Raw genomic sequence first — 16,237 nt, 5'->3', positions numbered from 1 at the left:
TCCTCATCAGGCTAATCACGGTTATTTGACCCGGCTCTTGCCGGGTCTTTTTTTGCCTGTGGAAAGCGCCCGCCAACCACTAAAGATTTTGTTTCAGCGCGCAATAATCAGCGGATGACCCAACTCAGGGTGCGGTTGCACCAGTACATCCAGACCGAAGACGGCTTTGAGCATGTCGGGTTTCAACACTTCCTGTGGACAACCCAATGCACTGGGGCGCCCCGCTTCCAGAAGCAACAAGCGATCGCAGTAACGTGCAGCCAGGTTCAAGTCATGCAAAATGATCAGCACAGCCGCCCCGCGATCTGCGAATGCTCGAATGGCTTTTAACGTCGTATGTTGGTGCAAAGGATCCAGCATGGAGGTGGGCTCATCCAGCAACAACGTTTGACCATTTTGCCCAGGCCATAATTGCGCCAGCACGCGCGCCAAGTGAACCCGCTGACGTTCACCACCTGATAACGCCAAATAGCTGCGACCCGCTAAATGTCCAACATCCGCAGTCTCCAGCGCCTCATGGATTATTTGTGCATCGCGCACGCGCCCTGTCTGATGAGGCAGGCGCCCCATACCCACCACCTCCTCCACTCGAAACGCAAAATCCAGTGTCGACGTTTGCGGTAAAACGGCCAATCGCTGTGCACGCTCAAGGCCTTTCCATTGATTCAGAGGTTGCTCATCCAGCCACACCAACCCCTCTGTGGGGGCAAGCTCCCCGCACAATGCGGCCAACAATGTACTTTTACCCGCGCCGTTGGGCCCAAGCACCCCAAGCACTTCACCCGCCCGCACCTCAAGACAGACATCAGCCAACACGATTTTTTCACCGCGTCGGATGTGCAAATTTTCTGTGCGCAGCATCAGTGGCGACCTCGCAGCAGTAAATAGAGGAAAAAGGGCGCACCAAGAAATGCGGTAACAATACCAATCGGCAATTCCGCCGGCGCTAAAGCAAGACGTGCAATCAGGTCTGCAAACAGCAGCAGGGTAGCCCCCGCCAATACAGACGCGGGCAGCAACACCCGATGATCTGGCCCTGCCAGCAGTCGTACCAGATGGGGCACTACCAGCCCGACAAAGCTGATCATTCCAGCCGCAGCTACTGCTGCGCCGACCCCTAGCGCCGTACACATCACCAGTTCGCGCTTGAGACCTTCCACGTTGATGCCAAGATGACTGGCTTCGGATTCGCCCAACAACAACGCATTCAGCGCCTTGGCGCGGCGTGGCAACCACAACGCAACACCCGCGGTGACAACCAGCAACGGCCATAACCGTGCATAGCTGGCACCATTAAGGCTTCCCAAGTTCCAGAATGTCAGCGTTCGCAACGTCGCATCATCAGCCAGATAGGTGAAAAAACCCACAATAGAACCTGCCAGCGCGGTCAGTGCGATCCCCGCCAGTAACATCACGCCTACATGGGTCTGGCCATTACGACGACCGACGCGATACACCAGCGCGGTGACCGCCAGCCCACCAACGAACGCACTAAACGACAATAGATAAGGACCTGAAAATTCAGGCAGCCCGCCCAAGGTAGCGCCTGCCACAATCGCGATCGCCGCGCCCAAAGAAGCACCACTGGACACGCCCACCAATGCCGGGTCTGCCAATGGGTTGCGAAATAGCCCCTGCATGGCCACCCCCGACAGCGCCAGCACGCCGCCAACCGCCAGTCCCAGCAAAGTGCGCGGCAAACGAATCTGCCCCAGTATTAATTCGGCCTGCTCCAGCCCTTGGCCATGAATGGGCACTCCCATCAAGCGTAATGCCGCACGCAAGGTATCAAATAAAGGCAGGCTCACCGGCCCCAAGGCCAGTGACAACCAAATACTCAGCACGCACAACGCGCCCAACCCAATAAACAATGAGCGAGGTTTAACCAATGTCCTCATGGGTTTGCCGGCGCCTTGGGATAAAACTCAGCGGTCAACTGCTTCAAACTGGCCGGTAGTCGCGGGCCAAGACCACCTACTAGCAGTGTTGGATCAAGCTCATAAATGCGCCCATCCTTAGCAGCCTTGATCGACGCCAAAATAGGGTTTTCTTTCATCAATGCCTTTCGAGCGGGTTCGCCTGTCAGTGCACGATCGGCAAACACCAACACCTCAGGGTTCAACCCTACCAGCGCTTCAACGGAAAATGGCTTATAACCCGAATGCGTCGCCAGGTTCTGCCCACCCGCCTGGGTCAACAGCCAGTCCGCTGCAGTGTCCTTGCCCGCAATCATCGGTTTACCGCCCGCGTGGCCCAACAGCAACAGCACTCCTGGCGCTTTTTGATTGGTCTGAGCCCGCTTGACTTGCTGCTGATGCGCTTGCAGTTGCTGCTGGTAATCCGCGAACAATTGCGCGGCCTGCGCCTCATCGCCCAACAGTCGTCCTAAATGCATAAGTGTCGCTTCAAGACTTGCCAGGTCGGGCTGGGCCGAGAACATCTCGACGGCTACCCCGGCCCCACGAATCTGCTCCAACACAGGCGGCGGCCCCATTTCATCAGTGCCTATCAAGACATCGGGTTTCAAGCTCAAGATGCCTTCTGCCGAAAGCTGACGCTGATAACCCACACTGGGTAGAGACTTGAGTGATTCAGGATGCTGACTGGTAGTATCGACCCCAACCAATTTAGACTCCGCGCCCAACTTACTGACCCACTCCGATAGCGCACCTCCGACACTGACCCAGCGTTGTGGTAACTCGCTGGCCAAACTCGCATGACTGATCACAAGGCCAGTACAAAGGGCAATCAGGTGGGTACTCAAGCGCATACAGAGATGTTCCTTGATAGAGAGGGCACAACGGGCAAGGTTAGTTTTATGCAGCCACACTGAACCTTGCAGAGCGAAACTCCATTTGATAATTGTTTGCATTTGCACGTCAACCTATTAACCCGCTCCACTGTAAGCCACGGCTAAACCCAGATGAGACTGCAATGATTTTTTTATGCCCTTCAGAGGCACTGCTTGAAGGTACTGCCCGAGGCTTTGAACACAACGACATGCGCCTGCTGGCAGTGCGCCGCGAGGGTCAGGTGTATGTTTACAAAAATCGCTGCCCGCATCGCGGCATTCCATTGGAGTGGCAACCGGATCAGTTTCTCGACGCCAGCGCCAGCTTGATCCAGTGCTCGACTCATGCGGCTTTGTTTTTGATTGAAACTGGCGAGTGCGTTGCCGGGCCATGCGCCGGACAGTCTCTGTCAGCCCTTGAATGCCGCGAGGATACTAAAGGGATCTGGATCATACCCTCTGTGTCAGAGGAGGACGTCTAAGCGGCGATCCACAACGATTGCCTCCGGCGTCAAGCTGACTCCGTACGCCAATACCTCGACTCCAGAGGCGACTGCCTCTCGCAACGCGGCAGCGTATCCAGGGTCTATTTCTTCAGCCGGGCGCACGGCGTCGATCCCAGTCAGATTGACGCAATACAACTGCACCGCCCGCACACCCTGGCGAGCCAGACTGGCCAGCTCCCGCAAATGCTTGGCGCCGCGCTGCGTTACGGCATCCGGAAATGCGGCTATGCGCGTGCCATCAAATCCTAGCGTCACGCTTTTCACCTCGACATAGGCAAAACCTTGCGGATACTCCAGGCGAAAATCAATCCTGCTATTTTCTTGCCCATAGGCAACTTCACGCTTAAGCGCCGTAAACCCCCTAAGTTCGGTGATAACACCTGCTAGCAACGCCTCCTCAATCAAGCGATTGGCACGCCCGGTGTTGACGCAGGCGAGCCTTCCTTGCGGTGTTTCGCTGATTTCCCACGTGCCTGGGAGCTTACGCTTGGGATCATTAGAACGACTGAACCAGACTTGCCCGCCTTCGACCATGCAATTGAACATCGATCCCGTATTAGGGCAGTGAATGGTCATCAACTCGCCGCTAACTGTCTCAATATCCGCCAAAAAACGCTTATAACGTTTAATCAGGCGCCCCTCTTCCAAGCCCGGAGAAAAGTGCATCACCCCCTCCAGCTTTTCAAGCCACGGGCGATCCGATCAACCGCCTCCTGAAGGCGATCCAGATTTTGCGTATAGGCAAAACGGACGTGATGCCCAGACTGATAACGACCAAAATCCAGCCCAGGTGTAATGGCTACGTGCTCTGTTTCAAGAAAATGCTGGCAAAAAGCGAAGGCATCGCCACCAAACGCGCTGATATCGGCATACAGATAAAACGCACCTTCGGGCTCGACGGCAATGCCAAAACCCAACTCGCGCAACGCCGGTAACAAAAAGTCACGACGACGACCGAATTCGGCTCGACGGGCTTCCAGAATGGTCAACGTCTGCGGCTCAAAGCAGGCCAGCGCCGCGTACTGCGCCATGCTTGGCGCGCTGATGTAGAGGTTTTGCGCAAGTTTTTCGAGGTCGGCAACCGCCTCGGGTGGCGCGACTAGCCAGCCCAACCTCCAGCCTGTCATACCGAAATACTTGGAGAAACTATTGAGTACAAACGCGCTGTCATCCACCTCAAGCACGCTTGCCGCATCGCAACCGTACGTCAGGCCGTGATAGATCTCATCCACCACCAAGTGCCCGTTACGTGCCTTGATAGCCGTCGACAACGAAGCAAGCTCATCTCGACTCAAAAGGGTGCCGGTAGGGTTGGCCGGTGATGCAACCAATGCCCCAACACTGTCCTGATCCCAATAACGCTCTACCAGATCAGCCGTGAGTTGATAACGCACATCCGGCCCTACAGGAACGAGCTGTGCCGCACCCTCCACAAGACGTAGGAAATGCCTGTTACACGGGTAGCCAGGATCAGCTAGTAGCCAATGTTTACCCGGATCGACCAATAAGCTGCTGGCTAAAAGTAGTGCACCGGAGCCACCCGGAGTGATCAGAATTCGCGAAGCGTCGATATTCAAACCATAACGCTGGTGATAAAACCCCGAAATGGCTTCACGCAGTTCCGGCAGGCCGCGAGCGGCTGTATAGCGCGTCTTGCCTGCCGCCAAAGCAGCCTGGCCGGCGGTAATGATGGGCTCAGCCGTGGTGAAGTCGGGCTCGCCTATTTCGAGGTGAATGACATCGTGCCCCGCCGCTTGCAACTCATTGGCGCGGGCCAACAACGCCATGACATGGAACGGTTCGATCGCGCGACTGCGCGCACTGTAAGACTGAGCCATGAGCCTGCCTTTGTGGGTAAGCAAAAGCCAGATTCTACCCAAGCACTGTCACAAGGGAGAATGAATTAGAGTCTTACACTGCACATGAGTAGAACCAAACGGTGCAAGCACGGGTCACAGCTCGACTAAAATTATTTATTCAGCCACTAATCTCAAGCATCACAGGCTCCAGACACAACCACTGGCGGCAGGCTAGACAACAGGGAGTAGCGCGGCCCGATTTGATCTGGTAAGTTCGCCCGCTTGCAGCCGCAGGGCCGGCAGGTGTCGGTGATGTTGCAATCCTGCGCAATGGATTAGAAGAATGAGAGGCGGTCCATTTCATGCCCACACAAGCTAAGCAACAGAATAGTCAACTCAGCGGCTTCGAACCGTACGTTGAAACGAAGGGTGAAGAGTACATGGGCGAGCGCATGCGCAAGCACTTCACCAAGATTCTGCAAAAGTGGAAACAGGACTTGATGCAGGAAGTTGACCGCACCGTTGATCATATGAAAGACGAAGCGGCGAACTTTCCTGACCCGGCCGACCGCGCTAGCCAGGAAGAGGAATTCAGCCTGGAACTGCGTGCCCGCGATCGCGAGCGCAAGCTGATCAAGAAAATCGACAAGACGCTGCAATTGATCGAAGACGAAGAATACGGCTGGTGTGAATCCTGCGGCGTCGAAATCGGCATTCGTCGACTTGAGGCCCGCCCTACTGCCGACATGTGCGTAGACTGCAAAACCTTGGCTGAAATCAAGGAAAAACAAGTCGGCAAGTAATCGCCGGTTTGACCAAATGGGGCGTGCGAACGCCCCATTTTTGTTTCTGAAATTAAGTCCTGCCGGTTGGTAGCTGTTGTACCGGCTGCGATAAGGACTGTAGGCCCTCCACACTACCGGGACTGCTGTCGCCCCCCATCGCAGCCTTCGGCAGCGGCTACAGGATCTTTGCCATGACGGCTTGTTCAACCCCCGCTTACACCGGGCGCTTTGCCCCAACCCCCAGTGGCCATTTGCACTTTGGCTCATTGGTGGCAGCCCTCGCCTCTTACCTTGATGCCCGATCAGTGGGTGGCCGCTGGCTGCTGCGAATGGAAGACCTCGACCCTCCGCGGGAAATGCCCGGCGCTCAAGCCGCCATCCTCGATGCACTGGAGCGGTACGGCTTCGAGTGGGATGGTGAACTGGTCCGTCAAAGCGATCGCCATGACGCCTATGCCCATGTCCTCGACCGTTTGTTCAGCCAGGGGCTGGCTTATGCCTGCACTTGTTCGCGCAAACAACTCGAGGGCTATAACGGTATCTATCCCGGTTTTTGCCGAAATGCCGGCCACTCAATCGAGAACGCCGCCATCCGTTTACGTGTGCCTGAACTGCAGTACGCGTTCAAGGACAGGGTTCAAGAGGAATTCCGCCAGCACCTGGGTCGCGAGGTGGGTGATTTCGTGATTCGTCGCCGTGACGGACTTTATGCCTACCAGTTGGCGGTGGTACTCGACGATGCCTGGCAGGGCGTGACTGATATCGTGCGCGGCGCCGACTTGCTGGACTCCACCCCGCGCCAGCTCTACATGCAGGAGCTACTGGGGCTGTCACAGCCGCGTTACCTGCACGTGCCATTGATCGTGCAGCCGGATGGCCACAAGCTTGGAAAATCCTATCGCTCGCCGCCCCTGACGGCCGATCAAGCCACACCGTTACTGCTGCGTGCCTTGCGAACATTGGGCCAGAAGACTGACGCAGGTCTTGAGCACGCCAGCCCGCGCGAAATCCTGAACTGGGGCATCCAACACTGGAATGCTGACCTGATCCCGCGCACGCTCACGCTGGCCGAAGCGCAATTACGCTGACACCTGTTGCAGGTTGTCAGCCATCCGTTACCATCGCCGCACGTTTCGAGCATGCGGCCAGTAAAAGAGAGGGCAGGATGTATATCTATAGATTGGTCCTGTTGCTGGTTGTGGGGATCTACCTGTTTTCACCCGCCATCATGGATTGGTGGATCGATGCGACAGGCGCTTGGTACAGGCCTTATCTGCTTTGGCTGATTCTGATTGTTGTGACCTTTATTTTGCAGAGCCAAAAAGATGCCGATGAGCTTTAGCCTCACCCAGATGATTCTCATCAGCGCCGCCTACCTGACGGTTCTGTTTGGCGTAGCCTGGATCAGCGAGCGAGGGATGATCCCGCGATCAATCATTCGCCACCCGCTGACCTACACGTTGTCTTTGGGGGTGTACGCCAGCGCCTGGGCTTTTTACGGCACGGTGGGGCTGGCTTACGAATACGGCTACGGTTTCCTGTCCAGCTACCTGGGCGTCTCCGGGGCGTTTCTTCTGGCGCCCGTGCTCCTGTACCCCATTCTCAAAATTACCCGCACCTATCAACTTTCCTCACTCGCCGACCTTTTTGCCTTCCGCTTTCGCAGCACGTGGGCCGGGGCACTGACCACGATTTTCATGTTGATTGGCGTCCTGCCACTGCTGGCCCTGCAAATTCAAGCTGTCGCCGACTCCATCAGCATCCTGACCCGCGAGCCTGTGCAACACCGCGTGGCACTCAGCTTCTGCGCATTGATCTCACTGTTCACGATTTTCTTCGGTTCAAGGCACATCGCAACTCGGGAAAAGCATGAAGGACTGGTGTTTGCCATCGCCTTTGAGTCAGTCATCAAACTTATAGCAATCGGTGGCGTGGGCCTCTACGCACTGTATGGCGTCTTCGATGGCCCGCAACAGCTCGAAGTGTGGTTACTGCAAAACCAGACTGCCCTCGCAGCTCTGCATACCCCATTACAAGAAGGGCCGTGGCGTACCCTGCTGTTGGTGTTTTTTGCGTCAGCCATCGTGATGCCGCACATGTATCACATGACGTTCACTGAAAACCTCAACCCGCGCGGGCTTGTCAGCGCCAGCTGGGGCTTGCCGCTGTTCCTGCTGCTAATGAGCCTCGCCGTGCCACTGATTCTATGGGCTGGGCTCAAACTGGGCGCCACCACCAATCCCGAATACTTCACCTTGGGTGTGGGTATTGCCGCCAACAGCAAATCACTGGCATTACTCGCTTATGTCGGCGGGCTGTCAGCGTCCAGCGGGTTGATTATCGTCACCACCCTGGCACTGTCAGGCATGGCATTGAACCACCTGGTATTGCCGCTCTATCAGCCACCTGCCGAAGGTAATATCTACCGCTGGCTGAAATGGACCCGACGTGCGTTGATCGTGGCCATCATTATGGCCGGCTTCGGTTTTTACCTGCTGATGGGTGCAGAGCAGGACCTGGCCAACCTCGGCATTGTCGCGTTTGTCGCCACCTTGCAATTCCTGCCGGGCGTACTGTCGGTGCTGTACTGGCCAACGGCGAATCGCCGCGGCTTTATTGCCGGGTTGCTGGCCGGGATTCTGGTGTGGATGGCCAGTATGCTGTTCCCGCTGATCGGCAATTTTCAGGGCTTTTACATCCCGTGGTTGAACATGATCTACGTGCTGGACGATACCAGCTGGCACATGGCAGCCATCGCATCACTCGCTGCCAACGTACTGATGTTTACGCTGATTTCTCTGTTTACCAATGCCAGCCCCGAAGAAGCCAGCGCCGCCGAAGCCTGTGCAGTGGATAACGTTCGACGCCCGCAACGACGCGAATTACACGCAGCTTCGCCACAAGAGTTTGCCACCCAACTCGCCAAACCACTTGGGGCGAAAGCGGCGCAAAAAGAAGTCGAACAAGCCTTGCGAGACTTATTTTTGCCCTTCGACGAGCGTCGCCCTTATGCCTTGCGCCGCCTTCGCGACCGTATCGAAGCCAACCTTTCCGGCTTAATGGGCCCCAGCGTTGCTCAGGACATGGTCGAAACCTTCTTGCCCTACAAATCAAGCGGCGAAAGCTACGTCACTGAAGATATCCACTTCATCGAAAGCCGGCTCGAGGACTACCACTCTCGCCTGACCGGACTGGCCGCGGAACTGGACGCCCTGCGCCGTTACCACCGTCAAACGCTGCAAGAGTTGCCGATGGGTGTCTGCTCGCTGGCCAAAGACCAGGAAATCCTGATGTGGAATAAAGCCATGGAGGAACTGACCGGCATCCCCGCACAGCGGGTAGTGGGTTCGCGCATGAGCACTCTGGGCAACCCATGGCGTGAACTGCTGCAGGGGTTTATCGACTTGCCCGACGAGCACTTGCACAAGCAACATTTGGCTCTCGACGGTCAAACCCGCTGGCTGAACCTGCACAAGGCAGCCATTGACGAGCCGTTGGCACCGGGCAACAGTGGTTTGGTGTTACTGGTCGAAGACCTGACCGAGACTCAAATGCTCGAAGACAAACTGGTGCACTCCGAACGACTGGCCAGCATCGGACGGCTGGCGGCGGGGGTGGCTCATGAAATCGGCAACCCTGTGACCGGCATTGCCTGCCTGGCGCAAAATCTGCGTGAAGAACGCGAAGATGACGAAGAACTGACTGAAATCAGCAGCCAGATACTTGAACAGACCAAGCGCATCTCGCGCATTGTGCAGTCCTTGATGAGCTTCGCCCACGCCGGCAGCCACCAGCACAATGACGAACCCGTCTGTCTGGCTGAAGTGGCACAGGATGCGATTGGTTTGCTGGCATTGAACCGGCGTAATTTTGAAGTGCAGTTCTACAACCTGTGCGACCCCGACCATTGGGTCGAGGGCGATCCTCAGCGATTAGCGCAAGTGTTGATCAACCTGCTGTCGAACGCCCGGGACGCATCCCCTGCCGGCAGTGCTGTCCGGGTCAAAAGTGAAGCCGGTGAGCACACCATTGATCTGATCGTAGAAGACGAAGGCACGGGCATTCCGAAGAACATCATGGACCGATTATTCGAGCCGTTTTTCACCACCAAGGACCCCGGCGAAGGCACCGGTCTGGGCCTTGCACTGGTCTATTCCATCGTTGAAGAGCATTATGGACAAATCACCATCGACAGCCCGGCTGACATTCAAAGCCAACGCGGAACCCGTATTCGGGTCACCCTGCCGCGTCATGTCGAAGCGACGTCCGCTGTGAACTGAGACCGTCGAGAGAACTGAATCAATGCCGCATATTTTGATCGTCGAAGATGAAACCATCATACGCTCCGCACTGCGCCGCTTGCTGGAGCGCAACCAATACCAGGTCAGCGAAGCGGGCTCGGTACAGGAAGCGCAAGAGCGTTTCAGCATTCCCTCGTTCGACTTGATTGTCAGCGACCTGCGGCTGCCCGGTGCCCCCGGAACTGAGCTGATCAAGCTTGGCCAAGGCAAGCCAGTGTTGATCATGACCAGCTATGCCAGTCTGCGTTCTGCCGTGGACTCCATGAAAATGGGAGCGGTGGACTACATCGCCAAACCGTTCGACCACGACGAAATGCTGCAAGCTGTGGCGCGTATCCTGCGTGATCGCCAAAGCACTCAAAGCACACCTGTCGAGCGCCCGGCCAAGGCCGGTAATGCGGACAAAAATACGGTCGATAACAGCAACGGCGAGATCGGCATCATCGGCTCTTGCCCGCCCATGCTGGACATGTACAGCAAGATACGCAAAGTCGCACCTACCGACTCCAATGTCCTGATTCAAGGCGAATCGGGAACGGGTAAAGAGTTGGTAGCCCGTGCTTTGCACAACCTGTCGCGACGCGCCAAAGCACCGATGATTTCGGTCAACTGCGCGGCCATCCCTGAGTCCTTGATCGAATCAGAATTGTTCGGCCACGAGAAAGGCGCCTTTACCGGCGCCAGCGCGGGACGTGCAGGCCTCGTTGAAGCGGCCGATGGCGGAACATTGTTCCTCGATGAAATTGGCGAATTGCCCCTTGAAGCACAGGCGCGTTTGCTGCGGGTGCTGCAAGAAGGTGAAATTCGTCGGGTAGGTTCGGTGCAATCACAAAAAGTGGATGTGCGCCTGATCGCTGCAACTCACCGCGACCTCAAGAGCCTGGCAAAGGTGGGTCAGTTCCGCGAAGACTTGTACTACCGATTGCACGTCATCGCCCTCAAGCTTCCCCCCTTGCGCGAACGTGGTTCAGACGTTAATGAAATTGCCCACGCTTTTCTGGCACGCCAAAGCGCGCGCGTTGGCCGTACCGACCTGAAATTTGCCCCGGATGCCGAACGTGCCATTAGCCAGTACTCATGGCCAGGTAACGTTCGTGAGCTCGAGAACGCCGTAGAGCGCGCCGTTATTTTGTGCGAAAACCCGGAAATCTCTGCCGATTTGCTAGGTATCGACATTGAGCTGGGCGACCTGCGTGACGATGACTTCATTGGTTTGGGCCCGCAGCACAGCATCAGCAGCGGTAACACCAGCCATGACCCAGCCGAAGACCTCTCTCTTGAAGACTACTTCCAGCACTTTGTGCTTGAGCACCAGGATCACATGACCGAGACCGAACTGGCACGCAAACTGGGTGTCAGCCGTAAATGCCTGTGGGAGCGCCGTCAGCGCCTGGGTATTCCGCGTAGAAAAACCGGGGTGACCACCGAAGGGTAACGCTCCAGGTAACACACAGAAATGTGAAAAAACTGTTACCGCACCTTAAAGACGTAACAAAAGCCGGGGCTTACGGTAACGAAGCTCCGGTTTTTTTTGGCCCAGAAAAAGGCTAAATCCCCGCAAAGCCCTTATTTTGCTGGCCCACGCAAAAGTTGGCACGCACCCTGCTATATGTATCCGTACAAGAACAATAAGAATCACAGCAGCACACAATAAAAATAAGACGTATCGGCTCACGCATAACAAGAACAACACGGCGGAGGCGCAGCTAACTGATTGTTTTGGAGAGGCGTTGTTATTGGGCCTAGCCCCACAACCCGGCAGAGAAGAACAAAAACTGCACTTAAAGCAGAACCTGAACTGGTTGGATCATTGATCACAGCAACACAGCGACCAAAGCAATCCGTTTGCTCTTATCTCCCGATTGGGAGGGTTACACAGGCAAAACCTTTGTAACCAGGGCACTTAACAAAAACAAAAAGCCCGCAATCAATAATAAAAATAGAGCACGCAATAATTTCTAGGGGAGCTTCGGCTCCCCTTGTGCTTGCTGAGATTTAGAAAAATCTTCCACCTGTCTAGTTCGCACCTCTTGCAGCTGTTTCTACTGGCCGCTTGCAGCTTCAGTCACAAGACCGCCTCAGCTTCCTACACCATCCCCTGACTAAATGCTAGAATCCCCGCCCATCATGCGGTCATTCTTCGTTTTGGCCGAACATTCCTTCAAACAGTGCATCCCATGCTGAAGAAGCTGTTCCAGTCACTCCGTACTCCCAAGCGTCGCACGCAACAACTGCGCAGCACCCCTGAAGTGCTCAATAGCAGCCAGCATTCGCTGCAACGCGCCCAGTTCAGCCGGTACGCGGTCAATATTGTTGAACGCCTGCAGAACGCTGGTTATCAGGCCTATCTGGTCGGCGGCTGCGTACGCGACATGCTGCTCAATATCACGCCTAAAGACTTCGACGTCGCCACCAGTGCAACGCCTGAGCAAGTGCGTGCCGAGTTTCGAAACGCGCGCATCATTGGCCGCCGCTTCAAACTGGTCCATATCCACTTTGGCCGCGAAATCATTGAAGTCGCGACATTCCGCGCCAATCATCCGCAAAACGACGAAGAGGAAGACAGCAATCAATCCTCGCGTAACGAAAGCGGACGCATTTTGCGCGACAACGTTTACGGCACCCTTGAAGAAGACGCCCAGCGTCGTGACTTCACGATCAATGCCCTGTACTACGACCCGGTCAGTGAGCGCATTCTCGATTACGCCAACGGCGTACACGACATTCGCAACCACTTGCTACGTCTGATTGGCGATCCTCAACAGCGCTACCAGGAAGACCCGGTTCGTATGCTGCGAGCCGTGCGTTTTGCCGCCAAGCTCAATTTCGGCATCGAAAAGCACACAGCTGCGCCGATTCGCGAACTGGCACCTATGCTGCGAGAGATCCCTTCTGCACGTTTGTTCGAAGAAGTCCTCAAGCTGTTCCTCTCAGGTAACGCTTCTGACACCTTTGAAATGCTGGTCGACCTTGAGTTGTTCGATCCATTGTTCCCGGCGAGTGCCGAAGCCTTGGAAAACAACCCGACGTACACCCACACCTTGATCAGTGAAGCCTTGCGTAACACTGACCTGCGGATCAAACAGGGCAAGCCTGTTACCCCGGCATTTTTGTTTGCCGCACTGCTGTGGCCTGCCCTGCCGGCTCGGGTTTTACGCTTGCAAGACCAAGGCATGCCGCCTATTCCGGCCATGCAAGAAGCCGCTCACGAGCTGATCAGCGAACAATGCCAGCGCATCGCCATTCCAAAACGCTTCACGATGCCCATCCGCGAGATCTGGGACATGCAGGAGCGGTTGCCACGGCGCAGCGGTAAACGTGCCGATATGCTCCTCGACAATCCGCGTTTCCGCGCCGGTTATGATTTTCTGCTGCTGCGCGAGAGCGCAGGCGAGCAGACTAACGGCCTGGGTGAGTGGTGGACTGACTACCAGGATGCGAACGAAAGCGGACGCCGCGAAATGATTCGCGACCTGAGCAATGCCAAAGACGAAGGGGGCGGTCCTGCACCCCGAAAACGCCGCCGTACCGGGGCTAACAAGCGTAAACGCAGCGCAGCCGACGAGTAAACGATGGAACGTACGTACATTGGAATGGGCAGCAATCTGGCTGACCCGGCTGAGCAATTACGCAGCGCAGTCGAAGCGCTGGCACAATTGCCGGACTCCCGCCTTGTGGATGTATCTGCGTTCTATCAAAGTGATTCACTGCTGGCGGGCCAACCCCGCTATACCAACGCCGTAGCGGCTCTAGATACGGCAATGACTCCCTTGCAACTGCTGGATGCCCTGCAAGCCATCGAACTGGGCCAGGGCCGCGAACGACATGAGCGCTGGGGGCCTCGCACACTGGATCTCGATATCCTGCTGTTCGGTGATCGACTGATCGACGAACCGCGCCTCAAGGTTCCGCACTACCATATGCAGGCACGGCCTTTCGTCCTCTATCCGCTGGCTGAAGTAGCCCCCACGTCGCTGATTCTGGCCGATGGTCGCTCCCTTTCTCAGCTCTTGAGCGAATGCCCATTTGTCGGGCTGGAACGTCTGCCCCCCCACGCTGAATCGAATCAATCACGCCGGTAACACTGACCCGGTAACACCTGTAATTGACTTCCAGTGTGCTCGTCACGACTATAGGCATCCCGCTGCCGTCCAATGGACGGCGCAATGTGAAAAGCAGGCGTTACAAACACCCCTTAGAAGTGGTGCTCCTGCTTATACGATGAATCACACGCGTTACTCGCAGTGATTGTCACACTGCCTGACGAGGATCCTTTTTCATGCCGGCTATCACCCTCACCACCCTGCAAAGCCTTAAGCAAAAAGGTGAAAAAATCACCATGCTGACGTGCTATGACGCCACCTTTTCGCACGCTTGCAATCAAGCCGGTGTGGAAGTGCTACTGGTAGGCGACTCCTTGGGCATGGTTCTGCAAGGGCATGACAGCACACTGCCAGTTACCACCGCCGAAATGGCGTACCACGTGGCCTGCGTCAAACGCGGCAACCAGGACGCAATGATTCTTGCGGACCTGCCATTTATGGCTAATGCCACGCTGGAGCAAACCCTGAACAACAGCGCACAGCTGATGCAAGCCGGGGCCCACATGGTCAAGGTCGAGGGCGCGGTCTGGCTTTCAGAGTCCATTCGCTTACTGACCGAGCGCGGCATCCCTGTCTGCGCGCATATGGGTCTGACTCCGCAAACCGTCAATGTACTGGGCGGATATAAAGTGCAAGGCCGTAACGAAGCCCAGGCTCGCCAAATGCGGGCCGATGCCATTGCATTGGAGCAGGCAGGCGCGGCCATGCTGCTGCTTGAATGCGTGCCGAGCGAGCTTGCCAAAGAAATCACTCATGCGGTCAAGATCCCGGTAATCGGGATTGGCGCCGGCAGCGACACCGACGGTCAGGTTCTGGTGCTGCATGACATGCTCGGTTTGTCCCTTACAGGGCGCGTACCCAAGTTCGTGAAAAACTTCATGGCGGGTCAACCCGATATTCAATCAGCACTCAGCGCTTATGTGACTGAAGTCAAAGCTGTCACTTTCCCTGGCACTGAACACGGATTCTCTGCATGAACACTGTTAAAACCGTTCGCGAATTGCGCGCGGCTGTCGCTCGCGCACGCCGCGAAGGCAAGCAAATCGCCCTTGTTCCCACCATGGGCAACCTGCACAGCGGCCATGCGGCCCTGGTTACCACGGCCGCGCAACAGGCTGACTTCGTGGTAGCGAGCATATTTGTAAACCCGCTGCAATTTGGCGCTAACGAAGACCTGGACACCTATCCACGCACGTTGGCCGCAGACCAGGAAAAACTTCTGCAAGCGGGCTGCCATTTGCTGTTTGCACCCACCGTTGAGGAAATGTACCCGAACGGCATGACCGGACTGACCCGCGTGACTGCCGCCCAACTGAGCAATGAGCTGTGCGGCAGCCGACGCCCAGGGCATTTCGATGGTGTGACTACGGTCGTCAGCAAGCTGTTCAATATGGTTCAGCCCGATCTGGCCATCTTCGGGCAAAAGGACTACCAGCAACTGGCCGTTATTCGCGCCATGGTCCAAGAGCTGAATATGCCCGTTCAGATCATCAGCGAACCCACGGTACGCGCCGAGGACGGTCTGGCCCTGTCGTCTCGCAATGGCTATTTGAGCGAAGAACAACGCGCTCTCGCGCCTGCGTTGTATCAACACTTGAAGGCAATGAGCCAAGCCATTACCGCAGGCGAACGTAACTATGGCGCGCTGATCAACCAGCATGTGGAGCAGATTCAAGCGCTCGGCTTTCGCCCTGACTACCTGGAAGTCCGCCACGCTCTGACCTTGCTTCCTGCACAAACCTCGGATCGCGACTTGGTGATTCTGGTGGCTGCGTTTCTGGGCAACACTCGCTTGATCGATAACGTCCATTTGAATCTCGACAGCGGGCTATAACAGCCAATGTGAGTCCGAGGCCCACTTAATAGCCTTCATCATGAAACACTGAAACGTTTCACCTTGAGTGACACTGCGGTGACAAAAGTTACCGCCAGGTGTCAGACAAAACCGAGAC

Annotated in this window: 15 protein-coding genes; 10 read left to right on the top strand and 5 right to left on the bottom strand. The window is 56.2% G+C overall.

The features are described from left to right. Nucleotides 1-93: 93 nt before the first annotated feature. From FJD38_RS19730 to FJD38_RS19720, 3 genes are read right to left on the bottom strand one after another with little or no spacing between them, the layout of a single operon-like run. Nucleotides 94-861: a heme ABC transporter ATP-binding protein gene (locus tag FJD38_RS19730; protein ID WP_146387032.1), complete on the bottom strand. Its 768-nt coding sequence runs from the start codon at nt 859-861 to the stop codon at nt 94-96. Further along, a complete protein-coding gene (locus FJD38_RS19725) occupies nt 861-1,844 on the bottom strand; it encodes a FecCD family ABC transporter permease (protein WP_208727529.1) in 984 nt (327 codons plus the stop codon). Before FJD38_RS19725 ends, FJD38_RS19730 begins: the two co-directional genes overlap by 1 nt. A 50-nt stretch (nt 1,845-1,894) precedes the next feature. After that, the gene (locus tag FJD38_RS19720) at nt 1,895-2,770 is read right to left on the bottom strand and encodes a heme/hemin ABC transporter substrate-binding protein (RefSeq protein WP_146387030.1); all 876 of its coding nucleotides are present in this window, start codon (nt 2,768-2,770) and stop codon (nt 1,895-1,897) included. Nucleotides 2,771-2,934: 164 nt separating this feature from the next. On the opposite strand from FJD38_RS19720, the gene FJD38_RS19715 reads away from it, so the two are divergent. Continuing rightward, nucleotides 2,935-3,273 carry a Rieske (2Fe-2S) protein gene (locus tag FJD38_RS19715; RefSeq protein ID WP_146387028.1) on the top strand — a complete coding sequence of 113 codons (339 nt, stop codon included), beginning with the start codon at nt 2,935-2,937 and terminating at the stop codon, nt 3,271-3,273. On the opposite strand, the gene sfsA is transcribed toward FJD38_RS19715, so the two are convergent. Together sfsA and FJD38_RS19705 are read right to left on the bottom strand one after the other, a co-directional pair. After that, nucleotides 3,256-3,963 (bottom strand): DNA/RNA nuclease SfsA, encoded by a 708-nt coding sequence (gene sfsA / locus FJD38_RS19710; protein ID WP_122783685.1) that lies wholly within the window; start codon nt 3,961-3,963, stop codon nt 3,256-3,258. The two genes, FJD38_RS19715 and sfsA, sit on opposite strands and share 18 nt — an antisense overlap. Then, the gene (locus tag FJD38_RS19705) at nt 3,963-5,135 is read right to left on the bottom strand and encodes a pyridoxal phosphate-dependent aminotransferase (protein WP_146387026.1); all 1,173 of its coding nucleotides are present in this window, start codon (nt 5,133-5,135) and stop codon (nt 3,963-3,965) included. Before FJD38_RS19705 ends, sfsA begins: the two co-directional genes overlap by 1 nt. A gap of 323 nt (nt 5,136-5,458) precedes the next feature. On the opposite strand from FJD38_RS19705, the gene dksA reads away from it, so the two are divergent. From dksA to panC, 9 genes are all read left to right on the top strand, one after another. Further along, nucleotides 5,459-5,899 carry an RNA polymerase-binding protein DksA gene (gene dksA / locus FJD38_RS19700; RefSeq protein WP_122783687.1) on the top strand — a complete coding sequence of 147 codons (441 nt, stop codon included), beginning with the start codon at nt 5,459-5,461 and terminating at the stop codon, nt 5,897-5,899. A gap of 173 nt (nt 5,900-6,072) precedes the next feature. Continuing rightward, entirely contained in the window at nt 6,073-6,969 is an 897-nt protein-coding gene (gluQRS, locus tag FJD38_RS19695) for a tRNA glutamyl-Q(34) synthetase GluQRS (protein WP_146387024.1), read from the top strand. 77 nt (nt 6,970-7,046) lie between these two features. Continuing rightward, entirely contained in the window at nt 7,047-7,223 is a 177-nt protein-coding gene (locus FJD38_RS19690) for a hypothetical protein (protein WP_003176118.1), read from the top strand. Beyond that, a complete protein-coding gene (locus tag FJD38_RS19685; RefSeq protein ID WP_167654290.1) occupies nt 7,207-10,161 on the top strand; it encodes a sensor histidine kinase in 2,955 nt (984 codons plus the stop codon). Before FJD38_RS19690 ends, FJD38_RS19685 begins: the two co-directional genes overlap by 17 nt. A gap of 22 nt (nt 10,162-10,183) precedes the next feature. Further along, entirely contained in the window at nt 10,184-11,617 is a 1,434-nt protein-coding gene (locus FJD38_RS19680) for a sigma-54-dependent transcriptional regulator (RefSeq protein WP_122783690.1), read from the top strand. 742 nt (nt 11,618-12,359) lie between these two features. Then, nucleotides 12,360-13,751, top strand: a complete 1,392-nt coding sequence (locus FJD38_RS19675) for a polynucleotide adenylyltransferase PcnB (RefSeq protein ID WP_122783691.1) — start codon at nt 12,360-12,362, stop codon at nt 13,749-13,751. Nucleotides 13,752-13,754: 3 nt separating this feature from the next. After that, nucleotides 13,755-14,264, top strand: a complete 510-nt coding sequence (gene folK / locus FJD38_RS19670) for a 2-amino-4-hydroxy-6-hydroxymethyldihydropteridine diphosphokinase (RefSeq protein WP_146387021.1) — start codon at nt 13,755-13,757, stop codon at nt 14,262-14,264. A 197-nt stretch (nt 14,265-14,461) separates the two neighbouring features. Continuing rightward, nucleotides 14,462-15,262, top strand: a complete 801-nt coding sequence (gene panB / locus FJD38_RS19665; protein ID WP_122783693.1) for a 3-methyl-2-oxobutanoate hydroxymethyltransferase — start codon at nt 14,462-14,464, stop codon at nt 15,260-15,262. Then, on the top strand, nt 15,259-16,119 hold the full coding sequence (gene panC / locus FJD38_RS19660; RefSeq protein ID WP_146387019.1) for a pantoate--beta-alanine ligase: 861 nt from the start codon (nt 15,259-15,261) through the stop codon (nt 16,117-16,119). Before panB ends, panC begins: the two co-directional genes overlap by 4 nt. The last annotated feature ends 118 nt before the right edge of the window (nt 16,120-16,237 follow it).

The sequence above is a fragment of the Pseudomonas saxonica genome, from assembly GCF_007858365.1.
Classification (GTDB): domain Bacteria; phylum Pseudomonadota; class Gammaproteobacteria; order Pseudomonadales; family Pseudomonadaceae; genus Aquipseudomonas; species Aquipseudomonas saxonica.
The sequence above is the reverse complement of the archived record's forward strand: the minus strand, read 5'-3'. Positions and strand labels throughout refer to the sequence as shown.

Excerpts from the sequence above, each read along its gene's own strand:
- FJD38_RS19730 (WP_146387032.1), bottom strand. The coding sequence starts at position 861 with ATGCTGCGCACAGAAAATTTGCACATCCGACGCGGTGAAAAAATCGTG.
- FJD38_RS19720 (WP_146387030.1), bottom strand. The coding sequence starts at position 2,770 with ATGCGCTTGAGTACCCACCTGATTGCCCTTTGTACTGGCCTTGTGATC.
- FJD38_RS19715 (WP_146387028.1), top strand. The coding sequence starts at position 2,935 with ATGATTTTTTTATGCCCTTCAGAGGCACTGCTTGAAGGTACTGCCCGA.
- sfsA (WP_122783685.1), bottom strand. The coding sequence starts at position 3,963 with ATGCACTTTTCTCCGGGCTTGGAAGAGGGGCGCCTGATTAAACGTTAT.
- FJD38_RS19705 (WP_146387026.1), bottom strand. The coding sequence starts at position 5,135 with ATGGCTCAGTCTTACAGTGCGCGCAGTCGCGCGATCGAACCGTTCCAT.
- dksA (WP_122783687.1), top strand. The coding sequence starts at position 5,459 with ATGCCCACACAAGCTAAGCAACAGAATAGTCAACTCAGCGGCTTCGAA.
- gluQRS (WP_146387024.1), top strand. The coding sequence starts at position 6,073 with ATGACGGCTTGTTCAACCCCCGCTTACACCGGGCGCTTTGCCCCAACC.
- FJD38_RS19690 (WP_003176118.1), top strand. The coding sequence starts at position 7,047 with ATGTATATCTATAGATTGGTCCTGTTGCTGGTTGTGGGGATCTACCTG.
- FJD38_RS19685 (WP_167654290.1), top strand. The coding sequence starts at position 7,207 with ATGCCGATGAGCTTTAGCCTCACCCAGATGATTCTCATCAGCGCCGCC.
- FJD38_RS19680 (WP_122783690.1), top strand. The coding sequence starts at position 10,184 with ATGCCGCATATTTTGATCGTCGAAGATGAAACCATCATACGCTCCGCA.
- FJD38_RS19675 (WP_122783691.1), top strand. The coding sequence starts at position 12,360 with ATGCTGAAGAAGCTGTTCCAGTCACTCCGTACTCCCAAGCGTCGCACG.
- folK (WP_146387021.1), top strand. The coding sequence starts at position 13,755 with ATGGAACGTACGTACATTGGAATGGGCAGCAATCTGGCTGACCCGGCT.
- panB (WP_122783693.1), top strand. The coding sequence starts at position 14,462 with ATGCCGGCTATCACCCTCACCACCCTGCAAAGCCTTAAGCAAAAAGGT.
- panC (WP_146387019.1), top strand. The coding sequence starts at position 15,259 with ATGAACACTGTTAAAACCGTTCGCGAATTGCGCGCGGCTGTCGCTCGC.